At 65.6% G+C, this 18,646-nt stretch carries 13 protein-coding genes; 6 read left to right on the top strand and 7 right to left on the bottom strand.

The annotated features are described in order from the left end of the window. Positions 1–150 precede the first annotated feature (150 nt). Positions 151–2,745, bottom strand: coding sequence for a choice-of-anchor D domain-containing protein (locus OVA24_RS18045; RefSeq protein ID WP_267671513.1), 2,595 nt, complete (start codon positions 2,743–2,745; stop codon positions 151–153). 214 nt (positions 2,746–2,959) lie between these two features. On the opposite strand from OVA24_RS18045, the gene OVA24_RS18040 reads away from it, so the two are divergent. The 4 genes from OVA24_RS18040 to OVA24_RS18025 all read left to right on the top strand — a co-directional run bounded on the left by OVA24_RS18040 (position 2,960) and on the right by OVA24_RS18025 (position 7,541). After that, positions 2,960–4,504, top strand: coding sequence for a hypothetical protein (locus OVA24_RS18040; RefSeq protein ID WP_267671512.1), 1,545 nt, complete (start codon positions 2,960–2,962; stop codon positions 4,502–4,504). 5 nt (positions 4,505–4,509) lie between these two features. Continuing rightward, positions 4,510–5,814: a hypothetical protein gene (locus OVA24_RS18035; protein WP_267671511.1), complete on the top strand. Its 1,305-nt coding sequence runs from the start codon at positions 4,510–4,512 to the stop codon at positions 5,812–5,814. A gap of 170 nt (positions 5,815–5,984) precedes the next feature. Next, positions 5,985–6,908: an alpha/beta hydrolase gene (locus OVA24_RS18030; RefSeq protein ID WP_267671510.1), complete on the top strand. Its 924-nt coding sequence runs from the start codon at positions 5,985–5,987 to the stop codon at positions 6,906–6,908. Positions 6,909–6,911: 3 nt separating this feature from the next. Then, the gene (locus OVA24_RS18025) at positions 6,912–7,541 is read left to right on the top strand and encodes a LysE family translocator (protein ID WP_267671509.1); all 630 of its coding nucleotides are present in this window, start codon (positions 6,912–6,914) and stop codon (positions 7,539–7,541) included. Here OVA24_RS18025 and OVA24_RS18020 read toward each other — a convergent pair whose 3' ends face one another. The 5 genes from OVA24_RS18020 to OVA24_RS18000 form a co-directional block, all read right to left on the bottom strand. Continuing rightward, a complete protein-coding gene (locus OVA24_RS18020) occupies positions 7,542–8,174 on the bottom strand; it encodes a Rossmann-fold NAD(P)-binding domain-containing protein (RefSeq protein ID WP_267671508.1) in 633 nt (210 codons plus the stop codon). 290 nt (positions 8,175–8,464) lie between these two features. Continuing rightward, positions 8,465–9,910: a DUF1501 domain-containing protein gene (locus OVA24_RS18015; protein WP_267671507.1), complete on the bottom strand. Its 1,446-nt coding sequence runs from the start codon at positions 9,908–9,910 to the stop codon at positions 8,465–8,467. Positions 9,911–9,924: 14 nt separating this feature from the next. After that, positions 9,925–12,432, bottom strand: a complete 2,508-nt coding sequence (locus tag OVA24_RS18010) for a PSD1 and planctomycete cytochrome C domain-containing protein (RefSeq protein ID WP_267671506.1) — start codon at positions 12,430–12,432, stop codon at positions 9,925–9,927. A gap of 218 nt (positions 12,433–12,650) precedes the next feature. Further along, on the bottom strand, positions 12,651–13,286 hold the full coding sequence (locus OVA24_RS18005; protein WP_267671505.1) for a response regulator transcription factor: 636 nt from the start codon (positions 13,284–13,286) through the stop codon (positions 12,651–12,653). Continuing rightward, on the bottom strand, positions 13,286–15,253 hold the full coding sequence (locus tag OVA24_RS18000) for an ATP-binding protein (RefSeq protein ID WP_267671504.1): 1,968 nt from the start codon (positions 15,251–15,253) through the stop codon (positions 13,286–13,288). The genes OVA24_RS18005 and OVA24_RS18000 overlap by 1 nt, the downstream gene beginning before the upstream one ends. Positions 15,254–15,830: 577 nt before the next feature. Here OVA24_RS18000 and OVA24_RS17995 point away from each other — a divergent pair. Then, positions 15,831–16,976, top strand: coding sequence for a sensor histidine kinase (locus OVA24_RS17995; protein WP_267671503.1), 1,146 nt, complete (start codon positions 15,831–15,833; stop codon positions 16,974–16,976). Further along, positions 16,973–17,728, top strand: coding sequence for a LytR/AlgR family response regulator transcription factor (locus tag OVA24_RS17990; protein WP_267671502.1), 756 nt, complete (start codon positions 16,973–16,975; stop codon positions 17,726–17,728). Before OVA24_RS17995 ends, OVA24_RS17990 begins: the two co-directional genes overlap by 4 nt. Positions 17,729–17,756: 28 nt before the next feature. On the opposite strand, the gene OVA24_RS17985 is transcribed toward OVA24_RS17990, so the two are convergent. Then, complete coding sequence (locus OVA24_RS17985; RefSeq protein WP_267671501.1) at positions 17,757–18,545, bottom strand: PEP-CTERM sorting domain-containing protein; 789 nt, start codon at positions 18,543–18,545, stop codon at positions 17,757–17,759. Positions 18,546–18,646 lie beyond the last annotated feature (101 nt).

Raw genomic sequence — 18,646 nt, 5'->3', positions numbered from 1 at the left:
CCGGGAAAAACGCCACCCCGATTTCCTGTCATGAGGATGGGAAAACAGGCGGCTGGACGCATGGGTCCGGCCGGGATCGTCACCCGCGGATGTCCCGCCTGCATCCGCCGCAGGCTGATCCTCCCCGGGGTGGCGGTTGTCAGGGTTTCCTCACTCCGTCACATCCACCACCCGGTAGAAGCGCGGTTGTGAGGTGGAGGGCGGAGTGCCTGTGGCGGAGCCATCGTCCGTCCAGGCAAGGGCCGTGGCACGGGAAAAGATGCTGGTACCAGCCCGCTGCCAGACTGTTAGGTTGTTGCTGTGCCACACTTCATAGACGCGGCCTGGCACGGCTCGCAATCCGATGGTGCTGCGGCCCTCTCCCGGACTCGCGGAGATGCTTTTCAACGCTTGCTGGAACGCCGGGTCCGCGGGTCCCGGCGGCTGCACCGGAGCCACCGCCACCGTGGGCGTGAAAGCGACCGGTGCGCCGGTGAATTCATACCTCACGACGATGTCCGCGCTGCCACCCGCGCCGATCACCGCGCTGTGGTCCACCAGCCAATAACCGCCCGCCGCCTTCGGCGTCCTGCCGCCGGAAGGGCTGCTGGAGCCGACGTAGGTGCCGCCCACCACGGTCACGCCATCCGGCACTCCATCGATGCGGAGCTGCAGGCCGCCCATTCCTGACGTGCCGGTATTGTTCACCGTGACGGTCTGCTCGGCGACGCCCGTGGAGGGATTCACCACTGGAGCGGCGGGTGGGAGGGGCTGCGTCACCGGATCTTCCGCCACGCCCGACAACATCACCCGGAAAGGGTTTTCATCCCCGTCATTGCTCCGGAGGAAAAGGACCGCCTCCTTCGCCCCGGAGGAGGATGGGGAGAATCTCACGGTGAAGGTCGTCGATCCTCCCGGGGTCACATTCGTCGCCGGGGCCTGCGCCACTGAGAAATCGTCCGCATGTGTGCCGTGGATGTCCGCCTCCAGATCCATCAGGTGCAGGGTGCCGGTGTTCCGCACCGTGAACACCAGATCCGCCCCGCCACCGAGAGCCACCGTGCCGAAGGCACGGCTCCATCCCGCGGAAAGGATGATATCGGATGGCTGTGAAACCGTGATCTCCGGTGCCGCCGGCAGCGAGGAAAGGGTGACCGCATTGCTCGTCACGCTGCCCGCGCCGTTCGTCACCCTCACGCGGTAGGTTCCGTAGTCATCCGCGGTGATGTCGTGGAGCGCCAGGCTGTTGCCCGTTTGGCCGTCCAGGCTCCAGCCATCCTGCTGCCACTGGTAGGTCGCGTTTCCGTCCGCAGCGGCCACCGTGAAGATCACGCTTCCGGCGTTCACCGTCTTCATGGTCACCGGCTCCGATATCACCGGCGGGGCGGTGGGCGTGTGGCTGTACGTCCTCATCGCGAAAGCGGTGTGGCTGCCCAGAATGACATACCCGAGCTTTCCGGCGAAAGGCCCCGTGCCGGAACTGGTGGTGGAGGCCAACCTCACATGCTCCACGGTCACCTGATAGGTTGTCCCCGGCTCCAGCCTGCCGGTGAAGTCGAACGAGGTCACGTCTCCCTGCATCGCATGCTCGTAGAGATATTCGTCTTCCTCACCCTCCTCCGCCACGGTGATGACCGTCACATCGGTGGCGGGGTTGTAGTTGTCAAACCGGGTCCACTCCAGCAGGTCTCCGCGGGAAAGTTGATAGATGCCGCCGCTCCAGGTGCCTCCGTTTCCGGTGACCGCCGGGGCATTCGCATACGCGGAACCGGAACCCGGGGGGAAGACCAGCGTCGCGGAGCCTCCCGGGCGCTGCACCACATGGTTCGTTCCATCCGGGAAACCCGCTGAACCTTCCAGAGCCGTCCGGGTGGGGAACTGCTGCTCGAAGTCATCGCCATCGAACGGCCGTGGCGGCTGGCTGCCGATGGTGAGGGTGCCGCCGCTGCCACTGATGCCATGCAAGTAGGCGGCCGCCCCGTATCCGTCAGCCAGCGGAGCCCCGGGGCTGTCCTGCGTGTGGAAGATGAACCGGTTCACCTCATAGTCGTTGTCGATCGACAGGCCCGGATTTGCCTGGATGCGCTGGAAGAGAAATTGATCCTGGACGAAATGTTGGTCCGGGCCTTCCAGCATCGCCATCCCGTTTCCGGAGATGCGCATCCGCACGTACGGCTGCTGGTCGCTCAGGCCGGTATACCCGTTCGTATCCACCACCGGGCTGCCGGTGAAGCTCTCCGTCGCCGTGTTCCAGGCGTAGGTCCCGCGCTCGATGCCATCGTGGCCGTCTGGCGCGTCGTTCATTTCCTGACAGTGGTAGTAGGTACCATCCGCCAGCAGGGTGAGCATGCATTTCTCCGCCGGGATGAACCATGAACCCACCTCCGGCCGGGTGGCGTGTGTCACCCGGGAAAAGGTGAAGGATCCCTCACCTACTACCGTGTAGGTCAGCGTGTCCCCGGTGATTGAGACACTGGCGGCGCCCGCCGGATGGGAGAGGCCCGCTTCCCCGTTGGTATCCAGCAGCACCTCCGCATGGAGCGCCCCCTCGTCCACGATGAAAAATCCGCGTTCCATCCCCGGTCGCGCTCCCTGGCCATCGACGAGATAAAAGGAGCCGTCGAAAAGGAATGTCACCACCAGCTCCGCGCCGTCCAGCTTCCATCCCCCCACGATCTCCGGCGGCACCACGAGGGGGTCCTGGGCGGCGGCCACCATCAGACTGGCGGCTGAGAAAAGGGAGAAGGGGAGCAGTGGGCGTATCATGTGGGGGATGGGGAACTGGGGGTATGGTGAAAGGCAGGCCGGTCCCGGGAGCCCGGGGGGATTTCCCATATAGGAGTGAAGACGGTTCTGTCCACTCCCCTAAATGGGGGGTTCCCCGCGTTATCCCGGAAAAGCAGGGCTGGCCCGGCCGGGGACTCCCTCTCCCGGATTTCCATTGCGGAGGGACGGAGGTTTTCGTAGCACCTCAGATCCAATGAAGAAGCGGATTTCCACCATGCTTTTCGTGGCGGGCCATCTCGCGGAGTTCGGTGTGGGGTGGTTGGCGTGGAAAGCGGGAGGCGGAAAGATCGCCGGCGGTCTGGAGATCGCGCGGCAGACACGGGATGCCAGGGAACACGAACGCCCACGGCGGACGAGGGGGGCAGCACATGACCCGGCGGAACGGCTGCTGGACCGTTTGATCGCGGAGGCACCGTTGGGGAACCAGTTCAAAGGATGGGGGCGCTGGGCGGAGGACAGCCGGGAACGCTACCGGAATCTGCTGGCCCAGGCGGAGGAGACTGCGGTGGCGGATGATCCCGCGGCGGCGGCGCTGGCCGCGATGGAAGGCCTGGCGACAAAGCCGGGGGACGCGACGCTGCGGAGCGAGGCGACGGTGCGGTTGATCCACTGGCTGAGGGTGGATCCTGCGGCAGCCATCAAGGCGTCCTTCAAGCAGGGTGGCGGTCCCATGAGGCTCGAGCTGCAGGATGCGGCGCTGGCCGTCGCCATGGAGAAGGGACCGGATGAAGTGGGCGGATGGCTCAAGAACGACGGCACGGGTTTCGGCACGATACTGGCTTCATCGCTGTCCCGGCAGATGGCAGCCTCCGGGGATCTGGCCGGGATCCGGCGGATGAAGGAACACCTCGACCCACAGGCATGGTCGGCGTTCAGGAGGATGGCTGCGGACGCCTGGCCGCTGGGCCGGGCGGATGAACTCATCGCGTTCTGCCGGGAAGAGGGGAGCATGGTCTTGATGGGAAATCTGGCCTCCGCCAACGGCGCGGATGGCGCGCTGTGGATCGGCAACCTGCTTGCATCCGGAAAGCTGGATGAGGCGGAACAGGAAGCCATCCGCAAGGGGCCCATGTATGCGGAGCTGATGAGGAAGAATCCCACCGTCGATATGGAGACGCGGCTGGAGGTTCTGACCGCCTACCGTCCGGGAATGAACCGGGAGGAGGTCGGCGCGGAGATCATGGGGCGTGACGTGTTCGACGCGCTGCGGAAAGAGAAGGACTACCGCTATGCCTTCCGCAACGGGGTGATGTCCGCGGACGAGGTGCTGGCGGAGGTTTCCAGGCAGCTTCCCCATATGGCGGCGGAGTCGCCTGACGCGCTCCGCGAAAATGTATTCCGGGGGCTGGTGAAGGACGACGGTGCGCGTGCTCTCCGCTTGCTCGATCATCTGCCCGGCCAGGAAAAATGGGACAAGGCGATGGCGGCGGCGTTCTCTTTCGATGAGGCGGATCCGCAGAGCCTCCACGACTATCTCCGCGCCGTCCCGGTGGATGCTTCTCCTGACCTGTGGCGGAAGCGGATGGATGTGTGGATGATGGCGGGCGCGGAAATCCATCTCCGTCTGGGCGCGGACTATCTGGCATGGGTGAAGCAATTGCCCGAGGGACTGGACAAGGACATGGCTTCATACGCGCTGGTCAGCTTGCTGGGTTCGGAGTCGGCGGGAATCGCTGCGGACCTTTCCTCCAACATCCGTGACCCGAAGATCCGTGGAATGCTCCCAACTCCTCCATGAATGCCATGCTGAAAAGAACCGGCACCTGCCTGCTGTCCGCCGCCGCGGGCATCTGCGCCTCCGCCTTTCTTGGGGGCGTCGCGAAACCCACCACGGATATCGCCACCGTCGCGAAGGATGAACGGGGCGGGCTGGCTGCCGAATCTATCCGTGAGAGGAGGGAAGGTGCGGCCACCACCACGCCGGGCCGGGCGGCGGGCGCGACCAAGGCCGCCGACTATCGCAAGGCATGGGATGCCATCGCCCACAGGAACCTCACGCCAGCCGAGCGGGTCGAGCTGCAGAAGCGACTGCTGGAGCAGTGGTCGCTGGTGGATCTGGAGGGGGCGATGGAAGCAGCGTTGGAAAATTCCTGGGAAGGGGAACTCGACAAACTGCTGACGGCATTTGGCGGAGCCTTCACGAAGAACCCCATCGAGGCCTGGCGGATCATCCAGTCCGGAACTCTGGGTCCGGGATCAGCGTGGTTCCGCTGGCAGTGGCTGGACTCGGTGTCGAAAGAGAATCCTCTGCTGGTGCTTTCCTATTTCCATGAACTTCCCACCGGACTCCGGAGAACCGGCTTGAGTCAGGTGATGAGGAAACATCCCGGAAATCCGGAGGTGATCTCCGCAGCCCGCCGGATGTTGGAGGGCATGCCCGCGGACTCGGTGACCAAGGGACTGGCCGCCGATTATTTCGACCTCGTTCCGCCGACGGAGACTCCCGCCGAACTCGGCGCGCGGTGGGCGGCGGCGACGACGGAGCGGGAGAAGCTCATCGCGCTGCAGGCATTGATCGGCTCGCTGCGGAAGAGTGACATGGCCACCATCCGGGCGGAGTGGATGAAGCTGCCGCCGGACGCGAGAAAGGACCTGACCAGCACGTTGCTCACCTCCCCGACCATGCTCCCGCCGACTGACCTGCTGGACCTGGTGATCGAGAACGGAAACTGGGAGATGTTCAAGGATCCGCGGATCTCCGGCATGGAAGGGGCGCTGGCGAAGCATGCGAGAACCGCCGAACCCATCGCCCTGGCGGAGTGGGGTCTGAGGCTGCCGGACCGTCCGGAGACGCTGGATGTTTTCCGCCGGGCCGTCAGCGGCTACATCGACAAGAACTACATGGAGGCCCGCGACTGGATCTTCTCCATTCCGGAAGGGGACTGGCGGCGTGAGCGGGCCTTGGCGGAGTATTCCCAGAACGCTCTGTGGGCGAAGAAAGATCCGGAAGGCTCCCAGTGGGCGATCGACAGGATCAAGGACCCGAAGATCAAGGGGACCGTCATCAACTGGCGCAAGGAATGGACGGAGCGGACGGGGCGGAAGTGATGAATGGCAGGGCTGGTCCGGCGCGAAGCGCACTGGGACCGCAGGATTCATCCCGCCCCGGAGAATCCAGCCACCATGCGAAGCCAAGCGGGATAAATCCCGCGGTCCCAGTCCGGAACATCGCCGCTTCATCATTGCCATCCGTCCGCGGCTTTGAGTTGCTGTCAGCGATGAAAAGCCTCCTGTGCGCCGCCGGTCTGATTTGGTCCTTCCTTTCCGCTGCCAGCGGCCAGGAACGAATCCGTGATGTGATCTACACGAAGCACGACGGCGTGGCGCTGACGATGGACATCTACAAGCCGGAGAAACCGAACGGCGCGGGCATCATCAAGATCATCAGCGGAGGGTGGAAATCGAACCACCTCCAGATCAACGACGGCGGCTGGCCCGCTGCGGGTTACACCACCTTCGTCGTGGTGCATGGGACGCAGCCGCGTTTCCATGTGGATAAGATCGTCGCGGACCTGAACCGCGCGGTGAGATTCGTCCGTGCGAACGCGGAAAAATATGGGGTGGATCCGCAGAAGCTGGGCGTGACCGGCAGCAGCGCGGGCGGACACCTCAGCCTGATGCTGGGGACGCGCGGCGGGCCGGGCGATCCGCAGGCGCATGACCCGGTGGAGCGGCAGAGCAGCGCGGTGAATGCGGTGGCATGCTTCCACCCGCCGACGGATTTCCTGAACTACCGGCAGATGGATGACAATGCGGCCGGCTCCGGCAGGCTGGCGGCGTATGCCGGGGCGTTCGGCCCGCGTGCGGAGACGCCGGAGGGCCGGGAAGTGCTGGGTCGGGAGCTTTCCCCCGCGCTGTGGGTGCGGAAAGACCAGCCGCCGGTCTTCATCGCCCATGGGGATGCGGATGACCTGGTGCCGCTGTTCCAGGGGAAGCGCTTTTTCGACCGCTCCACCGAAGCCGGAGCGAAGTGCGAGCTGTGGGTCCGCAACGGCGTGGGCCATGGCGGCTGGCAGGAGATGAAGGAGGACAACGTCCGCATGCGCGAGTGGTTCGACCTGCACCTGCTGGGCAAGCAACCGGCGGTGCCGTTCACCTTCGGGATCACCAACCATCCCGGCACGCCGTTGAAAAAACCCTGAGCGATGTGGGAGATCCCGGGCGTCCGTGAGTTTCCTGTGTTCCTCGTCTCAGCGACCATGCTCGCGCTGACGCCGGGGCAGGACACGCTGTATGTGATGGGTCGCGCGCTGGCCCAGGGGCGGAAGGCGGGCGTCATCTCCGTGGCGGGCATCCTTTCCGGCGCGCTGGTCCACCTGCTGGCCGGGGCGGGCGGACTGTCCGCGCTGCTGGCCGCGTCCCCGTCCGCCTTCACCGTGGTGAAGTGGGCGGGCGGTGCCTACCTCATCTACCTGGGTATCCGCATGCTGATGGGGAGCGGGAAAGCGGAGGTGGTGGAAAGTGCGCGCACCTCCAGCACCGCTGCGCTGTGGCGGCAGGGATTCATCACCAACGTGCTGAACCCGAAGGTCGCGCTGTTCTGCCTGGCGTTCATCCCGCAGTTCATCGTTCCGGGTTCGCCGCACACAGTGCCGGTGTTCCTCTTCCTGGGCATCTGCTTTTTCATCATCGGCGGCCTGTGGCTGCTGGTGATCGTTGCCTTCGCCGCCGCCATTGGAGGAAAGCTGCAAGGAGGATGGAATGCCGCGCTCAACCGGTTGGCGGGCGTGCTGTTCATCGGGCTGGGGTTGAGGCTGCTGTTCCAGCACCTGTGATCAACCGGCCAGCTTGTCCGCGGAGATGATCGTCACACCTGGCAGGGGGCTGACCGCGGCGTCCAGCAGGGAACGGGCGATCCGCTCGGCAGGGTTGATCCGCCATTTGCGCGGCAGCACCGGGTCGAGCGCATTCAGGATGAAAGCCGCGAACCTTTCCCCGGCGCGGAATTCTTCCCGCTTTCCTCCGATCAGCCCCGGACGGACAAGCGTGAGGGATTCGAATCCCTCTTGCCGGAGATGGGCTTCCAACTCGCCCTTCACCCGGTTGTAGAAGATGCCCGACGTGGCATCCGCGCCCATCGCGGAGTTGAGGGCGTAGGCTGACGTGCCGTGTTTCCGTGCGAGCCGTGCCACGGCCAGGGGGTAGTCATGGTCCACTCGGCGGAAGGCATCTTTCGATCCCGCCACGCGCAGGGTGGTGCCCAGCGTGCAGATGACCGCGTCCGCCCGCCACCAGTCCGCGTCATCCGGCAGGTGGTCGTAGTCCACCAGTGGCGCGTGCAGCTTCGGGTGGGCGGGTAGGGGCTTGCGCACCGGTGCGATGATTTCATCGACCCGCGGATCCGCCAGCGCGAGATCCATTACATAATGTCCGACAAGTCCGGTCGATCCGACGAGCAGCAATTTCATTTCCCGCATCCATACACGCGGGATGGATGGAGTGCAAAGACGAGGACAGTAAGGAGGGAGGACACTCCTGTCCTCCGACGGCATTGGCGAATGAGAAAAGATCTACCGCAAAGACGCGAAGGTAGCGAAGGATCGCAGAGGAGGACGAGAAGGATCTCTTCTGGATTCGTTCGATTCGCCAGATTCGCGGTCAGCCTTCTTTCTTTCCTGAAAACTGAACACTGAAAACTTCTCCTTCTTTGTTCGCCATTGCAGCCGGAGGACAGGAGTGTCCTCCCTCCTTACTCCCCCTACGCCAATATCCCCTTCACCACCTCTCCATGCACATCCGTCAGGCGGAACTGGCGGCCCTGGTAGCGGTAGGTGAGCTTCGTGTGGTCGATGCCCATCAGGTGGAGGATGGTCGCCTGGTGATCGTGGACGTGGACGGGATCTTTCGTGATGTTCCAGGCGAAGTCGTCCGTCTCGCCGTGGACGTGTCCGCCTTTCACGCCGCCGCCGGCCATCCAGAGGGAGAAGCCCTTGCCGAAGTGGTCGCGGCCCTTCGGATTCTTCGGGTCGCCCTGGCCGAAGGGGGTGCGTCCGAACTCACCGCCCCAGATGACGAGCGTGTCCTCCAGCAGGCCGCGCTGCTTCAGGTCCTTCACCAGCGCGGCGGATGCCTGGTCGGTGTCCTTGCACTGGATGGCGAGCTGGGTGTGCAGGTTGTTGTGTTGGTCCCAGCCCGCGTGCATGAGCTGGACGAAGCGCACGCCGCGCTCGATCAGGCGGCGGGCCATCAGGCAGTTGTTGGCGAAGCTGCCCTTCTCCAGGACGTCCGGTCCGTACATGTCGAGCACGTGCTTCGGCTCCGTGGAGAGGTCCTGCAGGCCAGGGACGCTGGTCTGCATCTTGTAGGCCATCTCGTATTGGGAAATGCGCGTGTCGATCTCCGGGTCGCCGTATTCCGCGAGGTGGGCCTGGTTGATGTCGCGGAGGTCATCCAGCATCGCGCGGCGGGCCGCCTGGCTCATCCCATTGGGATTGGTCAGGTAGGGGACGGGATCGCCGCTGCTGCGGAACCGGACGCCCTGGTGGCGGCTGGGGAGGAAGCCACTGCCCCAGTAGTAGTCGAAGAAAAGCTGGCCGCAGCTCTTCTGCCGGTCGGACGAGGTCATCACCACGAAGGCGGGCAGGTCGGACGATTCCGAGCCGAGGCCGTAGGTCGTCCATGCGCCCAGACTGGGGCGGCCGGGGATCTGGGAGCCGGTGAGGAAAAATGTGACGCCGGGCGCGTGGTTCACCGCCTCCGTGTGCATGGAGCGGATGACGCAGATGTCATCCGCGATGGACGCGGTGTGGGGCAGCAGGTCGCTGATCTCCGTGCCGCACGTGCCGCGCCGCTGGAACGGCTGCAACGCGGGGATGATGGGCCACGCCTTGTTGCCGGACGTCATGGTGGAGAGGCGCGTGTTCCCGCGCACGCTCTCCGGCAGGTCCTGCATGGCCATCTTCTGGAGGAGCGGCTTCGGGTCGAAGAGATCGACATGCGACGGCCCGCCACCCTGCCACAGGTAGATGACGCGCTTTGCCTTCGCCTTCTGGTTCGGGAATCCTGAGACACCGGCCCCGGTGGAGGAGGCGATGGCATTCCCGCCGAACAGCGAGGAAAGCGCGGCCAGCCCCAGGCCGTTCGCGGACTTGCCGAAGAACTGCCTGCGGGTGACCACGCGCTGGTTTTCGAGGAATGGGTCCATGGGGTCGTGGTGGGTTATTCCCGGGTGAGCGCGGGATCGAGGTTGAGGATGCCCAGTGCGGCGGCGGACCAGGTGGCGAGTTCCACCGCGTCGATGTCGGCGGGTGGCGGGGTCGCACCGTTGGCGAGGAATGCCTTCGCGGAGGCGGGGTCGGCGGTGAAGTGGGCGCGCTGGTTTTCCACCATCCTGCGCAGCAGCCCGGTCTGGGCGGCGGTGGGCGTCCGGGCGGTGACCAGCCGCATGGCGTGGGTGAGACGGGTGTCCGCATCCGGTGAATGGCGGATGGCTCGTATGGCCAGACCGCGCGCGGCCTCCACCCAGGTGGGATCATTCAGCGTGGTCAGCGCGTGGAGCGGCGTGTTCGTGAGGTTGGACTTCACGGAGCAGATCTGGCGGGACGCTGAGTCGAACATGTTGGCCGGAGCCACGGTGCGCCGCCAGAACGTGTAGAGGCTGCGGCGGTGGAGGTCCGCGCCGGATGACTGCGGGTAGCTGAAGTCGCGCTCCTTCGTGATGGCCAGCGTGTCCCAGATGCCCTCCGGCTGGTAGGGATAGACCGGCTTTCCCGCGAGCCGTCCGTCCAGCAACCCGCCGGCGGAGAGCGCGAGGTCGCGCAGCAACATGGACGGCAGGCGGAAGCGGGAGGCGCGCGCCATCAGCCGGTTGTCCGGATCCTTTTCCAGATGCACGGGCGTCACCCGGCTGGACTGGCGGTAGGCGCCGCTGGTGACGATGAGGCGGTGCATGTGCTTCACCTTCCAGCCGCTCTCGCGGAACTCCACGGCCAGCCAGTCCAGCAGTTCCTGGTGCTCCGGCACCTCGCTCTGCACGCCCAGGTCCTCCGAGGTCTTCACCACCCCGGTGCCGAAAAAGAGCTGCCACATCCGGTTCACCTGCACGCGGGCGGTCAGCGGGTGCTCCGGCAGGAACAGCCACCGCGCGATGCCCAGCCGGTTGCGCGGCAGGTCATCCGGCATGGGGGGGAGAAAGGCGGGCGTGCCGATGCTGACCTTCTCCTTCGGGGTGAGGTAGTCGCCGCGGTCCAGGATGTGGGTCTCGCGTGGCTTGGTGTCCGCCATCACCATCACCTTCAGCAGTTCCTCCCGGGAGAATTTTTCCTCCGCGCCCTTCGCGGAAATGATGGCCTTCAGATCATCGTTGCCCGGCATCTTCGGCAGGCGCGCGTTCTCGAACTCGCGGCCCAGGCGGCCCTTCGCGTAGTTGTTCGGCTTGTCCGGCGGGGCGTCCTTCACCGCCTTGATGAGGGTGGTCCAGGTGTTCTCCGCCGGGGCGTTCTCCGCCATCAGGCGATCCTCCCACTCCTGCTGCAGGGCGTCGCGGCGCTTTTCCCAATCCGGGGTCGCCACCATCAGCGTGCGGGTCTTTTCCTTCAGCTCCGCGAGCTGCGCTTCATACTCCGGCGTTTTCAGCTCCAGCAGCGGCGCGGCGGAGCGGATGCGTGATGGACCGCTGCCCGCGCCCCCTGTCTCCGGCACGTTGTTGAAGGCGGCCATCAGGCTGTAGTAGTCCCGTTGGGTGATGGGGTCGTATTTGTGGTCGTGGCACTGCGCGCACGCCACGGTCAGCCCCAGCCACGTCGTGCTGGTGACGTCCACCCGGTCGAACAGGATGACGTTGCGCTGTTCCTCCGCGATGGCGCCGCCCTCGCCGTTGATGAGGTGGTTCCGGTTGAAGGCGGTGGCGATCTTCTGGTCCTGTGTCGCGTCCGGCAGCAGGTCGCCCGCCAGTTGCTCGATGGAGAATTGGTCGAACGGCATGTCCGCGTTCAGCGCGCGCACCACCCAGTCCCGCCAGATCCACTGGTGCGTGTCGCCGTCCTGCTGGAAGCCGTTGCTGTCCGCGTAGCGCGCGGCGTCCAGCCACGGCAGCGCCATCCTTTCGCCGTAGTGGGGGGAGGCGAGAAGCCGGTCCACCACCTTTTCATAGGCGTCCGGGGACGTGTCCGCGACGAAGGCGTCGATCTCCTCCACCGATGGCGGCAGGCCGGTGAGGTCCAGGGTCACCCGGCGGAGCAAGGTGGGCCTGTCCGCCTCAGGCGACGCGGCCAGCCCGTGGGCCGCCAGCTTTCCCGCGACGAAGCGGTCGATGGGATTCCGGATGGGAAGGGCCGTCTTTCCCGGCTCCGGCGGAGCGGGGCGCTCCGGCGCGGTGAAGGACCAGTGCGACTCATAGTTCGCGCCCTGCCGGATCCACCGTTCGATCATCTCCTTCTGGTCCTGGCTCAGGGTCCGGTTGGAGTCCGGCGGCGGCATCACCTCGTCCGGATCGGTGGAAAGGATGTGGTCGAGCAGCAGGCTCTTCTCCGGCTTGCCGGGGACGATGATGCCGTCCGCGCGCTGGCCTTCCAGCGTGTTGAGCTGGAGGTCCGCCTTGCGCTTGTTTCCGTCCTGCCCGTGGCAGTAAAAGCAGTTCTCGGAAAGGATCGGCCGGATGTCCCGGTTGTAGGACAGCGCGGGGGCGGCACCCGCCATGCCCGCACAGAGCAGGATGACGGATGCCATGACGCACGTTGGGTTTTGCGCTTGCATCACACCTCTCATATACGGAGAGCGGAGGAGGATGTCATTTACGGAAGTTCGTAAGTCCGTGGCGGGTGGATCCCGGATGTAGCGGAGCTCATGAGAGCTTCGGCGGGGTGTGGTTCCCTCTGACCAATCAGCTCCGGTTCCGGATGGACTTCCCCACAACCGGAAGTCTCACGACTTCCGCTACCCTCCACTCACCGCTTCACGATGCCGTCCTTCATCGCCACGGAAATGGCGGAGGCCAGGCAGTTCACGTGGAGTTTCTTGTAGATGCAGCGCATCACATAGTCCGCGGTGTGCGGGTTGAGGGAAAGCTGGTCGGCGATCTGTTTCCGCGCGTAGCCATCGACCATGAGTTCCAGCACGGCTTTTTCCCGATCGTTGAGGTCATGGTCGGCGGCGGGCGGGGCGAAGCGGGTGAACATCTCCAGCACGCGGCGGGCGATGCGGGCGTTCATCGGGGAGCCACCGGCGAACGCCTCGCGGATGGCGGAGATGATGCGGGCCGTGGCCTCCGACTTCAGCAGGTAACCGGACGCGCCGGCGCAGATGGCGCGGAAGATTTTGTCATCATCCTCGAACACGGTGAGGATGAGGGCCGTCGCCTCCGGGGCGAGGCGCTTGAAGTGGGACAGCCCCTCGATGCCGTCCATGCCGGGCAGGCCGATGTCCAGCAGCACGACGTCCGGTGCCTCCCCGGGCAGCAGGGCGATGGCATCCTCACACCTGGGAAAGCTCCGCACGGGCACGAAATCCTCCTGCTGCCCCAGCATGCGCTCCAGTCCGCTGCGGAAAGCCTTGTTGTCTTCGATGATCCAGATGGAGGGCATCAGTGCGAGGATGATGGGGTTCCGGGAGATTGCAAGGGTGCCACGAGGATGAGGCGGGTGCCGTCCCCGGGGGCGGAGGTGAGGGTCAGCCGGCCGTGCAGGTTCCGCGCGCGTTCCTTCATGCCGTTGATGCCCATGCCGCCGGACGTCCGCTGGATGGTGAAGCCGCGGCCGTTGTCATGGATTTCCAACCGCAGGGAGTCCGCGCCGCACTCCAGGGAAAGGGTGACGCGGGTCGCGCCGGAGTGGCGGGAGATGTTGGCGAGCGCCTCCTTGAAGATGAGGAACACCTGCCGCCGGGATTCCCCCTGCCACGCATCCGGCAGGTGGTCGGGCAGCGCCGTCCACTCCACCTCCATGCCGGAAAGCAGGCGTCCCGCGGCACGCCGCAGCAGGGAGGTGAAGTCCGGGCCGGACTCCGCGCGCGCGCCCACCAGCCACAGCACCTCCCGCATGGAGTCGCTCGTTTCGCGGGCGATGCGGTTGATCTCCTGCCAATCCTCCTTCTGCCGCTCCCCGTCCTGGCCGGGCGCTGTTTCACTGATGATGGCGATGCCCGCGATGTTGCTGCCGATCTCATCGTGCAGGTCCTGGGCGATGCGGTTGCGGAGCAGGTGCAGCGACCTCACCCGCCTGCGCCGCTCCGTGACGGCCCAGGCGAGGCCGACTCCGGGCAGGATGAGGGCCAGCACGCCCCCCGCCACCCACGCCCTGCGCTGGGCGGATTCCAGCAGCCGGGCATGCGCTTCGGACAGGGAGCGGATCTCCACCTGCAACTGGTTCCGCCTTTCCCAGCGTTCCAGCCAGTCCGGCAGGGGAAGCAGGCGGCCGTAGCTGGTGTAGCCGTCCGTGATCAGGGAGGCTGGTCGCGCCTCCGGGCGGGTGAAGGTGTCCGGGCTGGAACTGACGGCGGCACCCCGCGCGACATTTTCCTCACCGGAGAAAACCTCGATCTCGGAAAGCCCGCACCGCCCGGTGGTGGACTCCAGCATGCGGATGCGCAGGTGGCGTCCGCGCACGGCCTCCGGCAGCGGGATGACCACCGGGTTGTTGCCGGGGTTCGGGTAACCCTCGGCGGAGGTGTCCATCAGGACGGTGGGTGAGGGGAAGTCCGGCGCATCGTCCAGTTCGACCACGAAGTGGGTGGGGAAGGAGAAGCCCGGTACATCCGCTCCCAGCCGCGCGTGGACCGGGTGCAGGCGGACTTCATCGATCTTCCGTTCCTCCGCCAGATCCACGGTGATGGTCCCCGGCACACCGGTGAAAAGGCCGTCATAGGGCAGGAAGTCCCGCAGGATCGGCGGGCCGAGCGGGGACCGCCCATCATTGAGGTTCTGCACGTGCAGGCGCGGCGGGATGTTGACCGTGTTCGACGCGGTGACCGTCCTCCGCAGGGCGATGTTGCGGACGCCCCGGATGACCATGATCTCACTCAGGGCGAAGGAATGGGTGGCGGTTTCCTCCGCCAGCTTCGTCACCGTCAGGCGGATGTACCGCCCGCGCAGGCCGCCCGCGCGGAAGACCGCCGGGGTCAGGCCGTGGGAGGGATAGTCCGCGTCCGTGAACAGGGCCACCGGCGTGAACCGGCCGAAGGCGGGGTCATCCGAGACGTCGATGCGGAACCTGCGGGGAAAGGCATACGGCTTCGACTCGCCCTGCTGCCAGTCCACCAGGGCGGGGACCAGCACGATCCAGTCGATGTCCTGCGGCGAGCCGAGATCCACCTGCACCCACGGCGGCACCGGTGGTGGTTCCGGCAGTTGCCGGTGCTGGTAGCCCAGCTCCTCCGTGGTCTGGCTCATGACCGCCACCCCCAGCCGGGTGAGTTCCTCCTGGTCTTCCTGGATCCGCTTTTCCGTACGGCCCAGCTCCCGGCTGAAAAGCCGCAGCCAGCCCGCGTCCTGCCCGGACGAGAGCGACGGCAGGAAGAGGAAGCAGAAAAGATATGGAAACGCGCGGCGGGGCATGGGCGGCGGGGCGTCCGGGTATTACTCCGGGTGCCGACCCTTGCTTACGCGCATCCTGGCGGTATGGCGATGCCGCGGAGCGTCAGCCCGTTCTTTTCACGGGATGAACGGTGGGGGTGGTTGCAGCAGCCTCCCGGAAGAATCCGGGGCCATAGGCGCCGACGGACTTCATGTGAGCCATCCTTGTCCATCGGTCCGGGGTATCCGGCGGAGATACACCCGGTGACATGCAACCGACCCGCACCGTTGCTTTTTCCCGGTCGCTCGGTGTCCTCGTCCGGGGGCGGGGAGAGGCCCCGGACGTGGTGCGCTGTCGCGGTGTTGGGAAAGACGTTGCCGTGAACAGGATCCAGCATTCCCGCGCCATGTGTGTTGGGCATGGTTATCCACCGGGGGGGCGGAGATGTTGGATATACGGTTCACGGAACAATCAAATCTTGTAAAATATCACCTGATGCACGCTGCGATTGATGAATCCGGCAGGATATTCCATGAATCGGGCGGAAGACGTTGGCTTGGGGCTTTCCGCGGCAGGCGGGGAGTGTAACTTCCGTGGAGCGGCCGCATCCGGAACGATGTGAGTTTTCTGGTGGCCGCCGGTTTCCAGGTCATGGTGCGGAGTGTGATGAAATCATTGGAACGCGGAGGGTATCCGGAGGAGACGGCGCGGAGGCGGCTGTTCTGGTTCCTCCAGACCAGCGGGTGGCTCGGCGTCGGGTTGATGGCGCTTTATCCCCTCGTCCAGATCTTCGACATCAGGACTATGGCGGTGGTGCTGGTGCTGAGGGTCAGCTCCGGTATCCTCGTGACGTTGGGCCTGAGGTGGCTGTACCGCAGGATGGGCTGGCGCGACTGGTCCTGGTGGGGGTTGGGAGCCGTGGTGATGATGCTGTGCGTGGCGATGGGAACCGTGGACTCGCTGGGCACACAGACGCTCTCAAGATTTCTCACCGGCAGTTCCGTACCGCAGGAGATCCACTCGTTCCTGCTGCTCACCGGCATCCTCCTGCGGACCTGCGTGCTGATGATCTGGAGCCTGCTCTACTTCGGCATCAAGCTGTGGATGGAGACGGCGGAGGTGAAGCTGCGCGCGGCGCAGAGCGAGGCCTCCGCGCGCACCAGCGAGCTGAAGCAGCTCCGCTCCCAGGTGAACCCGCATTTCCTGTTCAACGCGCTCAACTCCATCCTCGCGGAAAAGGATGACCCGGACGCCGTGGAGCGCATCACCCAGGAACTGGCGGGCTACCTGCGCTTCTCCCTGCGGCCGGCGGGGGACTGCCAGTTGCTGGGGGAGGAGATCGAGGCGCTGGAGCACTACCTGCGGGTGGAGAAGGCCCGCTTCGAAGAAAAGCTGGTTTATGAAATCCGGGTCTCGCCGGAGGCGGGCGCGCACCGCGTCCCGGTGGCGACCGTGCAACCGCTGCTGGAGAACGCCATGAAATATGGCCGCAAGACCAGCCCCACGCCGCTGCGCCTGCTCATCTCCGCGGATATCCTGCCCGCCTATGGGGTGCTGAAGGTGGCGGTGGCGAACACCGGGCGGTGGGTGGATGAGGACTCGGAACATTCCCACGGCATCGGCCTTTCCAATCTGCGGCGCAGGCTGGAGCTGCTGTTCGGCAGGGAGGCGCGCCTGACCCACACGGCGACGGATGACGGATGGGTGAAAGTGGAGGCCGTGATCCCGCTGGAGTCCATGGATGAAGGGAGGGCCGTCTCATGACACCGCCCCGCAGGGCCGTGATCGTGGATGACGAGCGCCTCGCCCGGAAGCGCCTGCGTGATCTCCTGAAAGTCCACCCCGGCATCACCGTGGTGGGGGAGGCGGACAGCGTGGAGACGGCCGTGCCGGTCATCGCGGAGCATCGTCCGGATGTCGTGTTCCTGGACGTGGAGATGCCGCCGGGCAACGGGTTCGACCTGCTGCCCCTGCTGCCGGATCCCCCCCACACTCCGGAGGTGGTGTTCGTGACGGCGTATGAGAATTTCGCGCTGCGCGCCTTCGAGGTGAGCGCCATCGACTACCTGCTCAAGCCCATCCACACGGAACGCCTGGCGCTGACCGTGCAGAGGCTCCTTTCCTCTCCGAGAAGGGAGGACACGGGGGATGATCCCGGGGAGGAAGCCTGGACCATGGAGTCCAGGGTCACGCTGAGCGACCGCCGGATCAAGTCGATGGTGGAGATCTCCGGCATCGTGGCCATCCAGGCGCTGGGGGCCTACTCACGGGTGAGCGTGGCGGGGCAGCCGCCGATGATCATCCTGCGCAGCATTTCCGAGTGGGAGCGCCGCCTGCCGTCCGCGGAGTTCCTGCGGGTGGACCGCTCGCTCATCATCCAGACAGGGCTGCTGCGGAAGATGAAGATGGTGTCGCGGGATGAGACGGAGATTTCCCTGGAAGGGATGCAGGGCATCCTGGCCATCGGCCGGGTGGCCACCTTGCGCCTGAAGAAGCACGTCAGGGACATGGGGTGAACGTGCGCCGCCAGCCGCTTCTTCCCCATCATGCCCGGCGGCGGCGGATGCCAGCCAGACCGAATGCCCCGAGCAGGGCCAAGGCTGCCGATGGCTCCGGGATGGCCTCCACCGTCACCGCCTGGATGGCCACGTGGGAGTTTTTGCCGGTGGTGCCGGAGCCGTTCGGCGTGTCCGTCGTCAGGATATAGCTGAGGTGGAGCAGATCCGTGGCGCTGTCCGGCTGGAACTCGATGGTGAAGAGGACGGGTGCCTTCGCATTGATGAAAGTCTGGGTGACGAGCGGCAGGGATGTCGCGCCATTGAGGGAAGCGGTGAGCGTGCCCTGGCCGTTGAAGCCCACCGCCCAGATGCTCACCCGGTAGAGTTGCGATGGATCACCGGTGACGGTGAACCCCATCCCTGTTCCCTCAAGATCGAGCGTCGAGCTGAACGCCGTGCCGATTTTCAACGGAGGGGACAGGGACCCCGGATCCGCTCCGTTGGAATAGGTGAAGAAAGTCGCGCCGAGCGTGCCGCTTCCCTGGAGATTTCCGGTGCCGCCTTCGGGTGAGATCCCGGTGAGCCCGCTGATGTAGCCGGCCGTCCCTGGAGCCACGGGTGTGCCGAGGGTGTTGGACGGAGCCCGCGTGGTCGCCGCGTCGGCGCCGGATTGGAAGTCCCAGATCGCCCAGTTCGTCGTGCCGGAGGCCGTCAGATCCACGGCGGTCCCGGAGGTCGTGTGTCCGGGTGCGGTGTCCACGGAACCGGAGAGGACAACTCCATGGGCGGCAGCCGGAAGGAGTGCGAGCGACAGGGGGAGGAGGATGGGTTTCATACCCCGCCAGCCTACCCATGCCCCGGCCTGCGGGGCAATGGGGACACCCCACATTCGGTTATCCAGGATGCACATGCGGTGGAGGCGATCACAAGGGTAGC

This window comes from Luteolibacter sp. SL250, assembly GCF_026625605.1.
GTDB lineage: Bacteria > Verrucomicrobiota > Verrucomicrobiia > Verrucomicrobiales > Akkermansiaceae > Luteolibacter.
The sequence above is the reverse complement of the archived record's forward strand: the minus strand, read 5'-3'. Positions and strand labels throughout refer to the sequence as shown.

What these genes read in the sequence shown, in the direction of transcription:
- OVA24_RS18045 (WP_267671513.1), bottom strand. Translation starts at nt 2,745, where the DNA reads ATGATACGCCCACTGCTCCCCTTCTCCCTTTTCTCAGCCGCCAGTCTG.
- OVA24_RS18040 (WP_267671512.1), top strand. Translation starts at nt 2,960, where the DNA reads ATGAAGAAGCGGATTTCCACCATGCTTTTCGTGGCGGGCCATCTCGCG.
- OVA24_RS18035 (WP_267671511.1), top strand. Translation starts at nt 4,510, where the DNA reads ATGCTGAAAAGAACCGGCACCTGCCTGCTGTCCGCCGCCGCGGGCATC.
- OVA24_RS18030 (WP_267671510.1), top strand. Translation starts at nt 5,985, where the DNA reads ATGAAAAGCCTCCTGTGCGCCGCCGGTCTGATTTGGTCCTTCCTTTCC.
- OVA24_RS18025 (WP_267671509.1), top strand. Translation starts at nt 6,912, where the DNA reads ATGTGGGAGATCCCGGGCGTCCGTGAGTTTCCTGTGTTCCTCGTCTCA.
- OVA24_RS18020 (WP_267671508.1), bottom strand. Translation starts at nt 8,174, where the DNA reads ATGAAATTGCTGCTCGTCGGATCGACCGGACTTGTCGGACATTATGTA.
- OVA24_RS18015 (WP_267671507.1), bottom strand. Translation starts at nt 9,910, where the DNA reads ATGGACCCATTCCTCGAAAACCAGCGCGTGGTCACCCGCAGGCAGTTC.
- OVA24_RS18010 (WP_267671506.1), bottom strand. Translation starts at nt 12,432, where the DNA reads ATGGCATCCGTCATCCTGCTCTGTGCGGGCATGGCGGGTGCCGCCCCC.
- OVA24_RS18005 (WP_267671505.1), bottom strand. Translation starts at nt 13,286, where the DNA reads ATGCCCTCCATCTGGATCATCGAAGACAACAAGGCTTTCCGCAGCGGA.
- OVA24_RS18000 (WP_267671504.1), bottom strand. Translation starts at nt 15,253, where the DNA reads ATGCCCCGCCGCGCGTTTCCATATCTTTTCTGCTTCCTCTTCCTGCCG.
- OVA24_RS17990 (WP_267671502.1), top strand. Translation starts at nt 16,973, where the DNA reads ATGACACCGCCCCGCAGGGCCGTGATCGTGGATGACGAGCGCCTCGCC.
- OVA24_RS17985 (WP_267671501.1), bottom strand. Translation starts at nt 18,545, where the DNA reads ATGAAACCCATCCTCCTCCCCCTGTCGCTCGCACTCCTTCCGGCTGCC.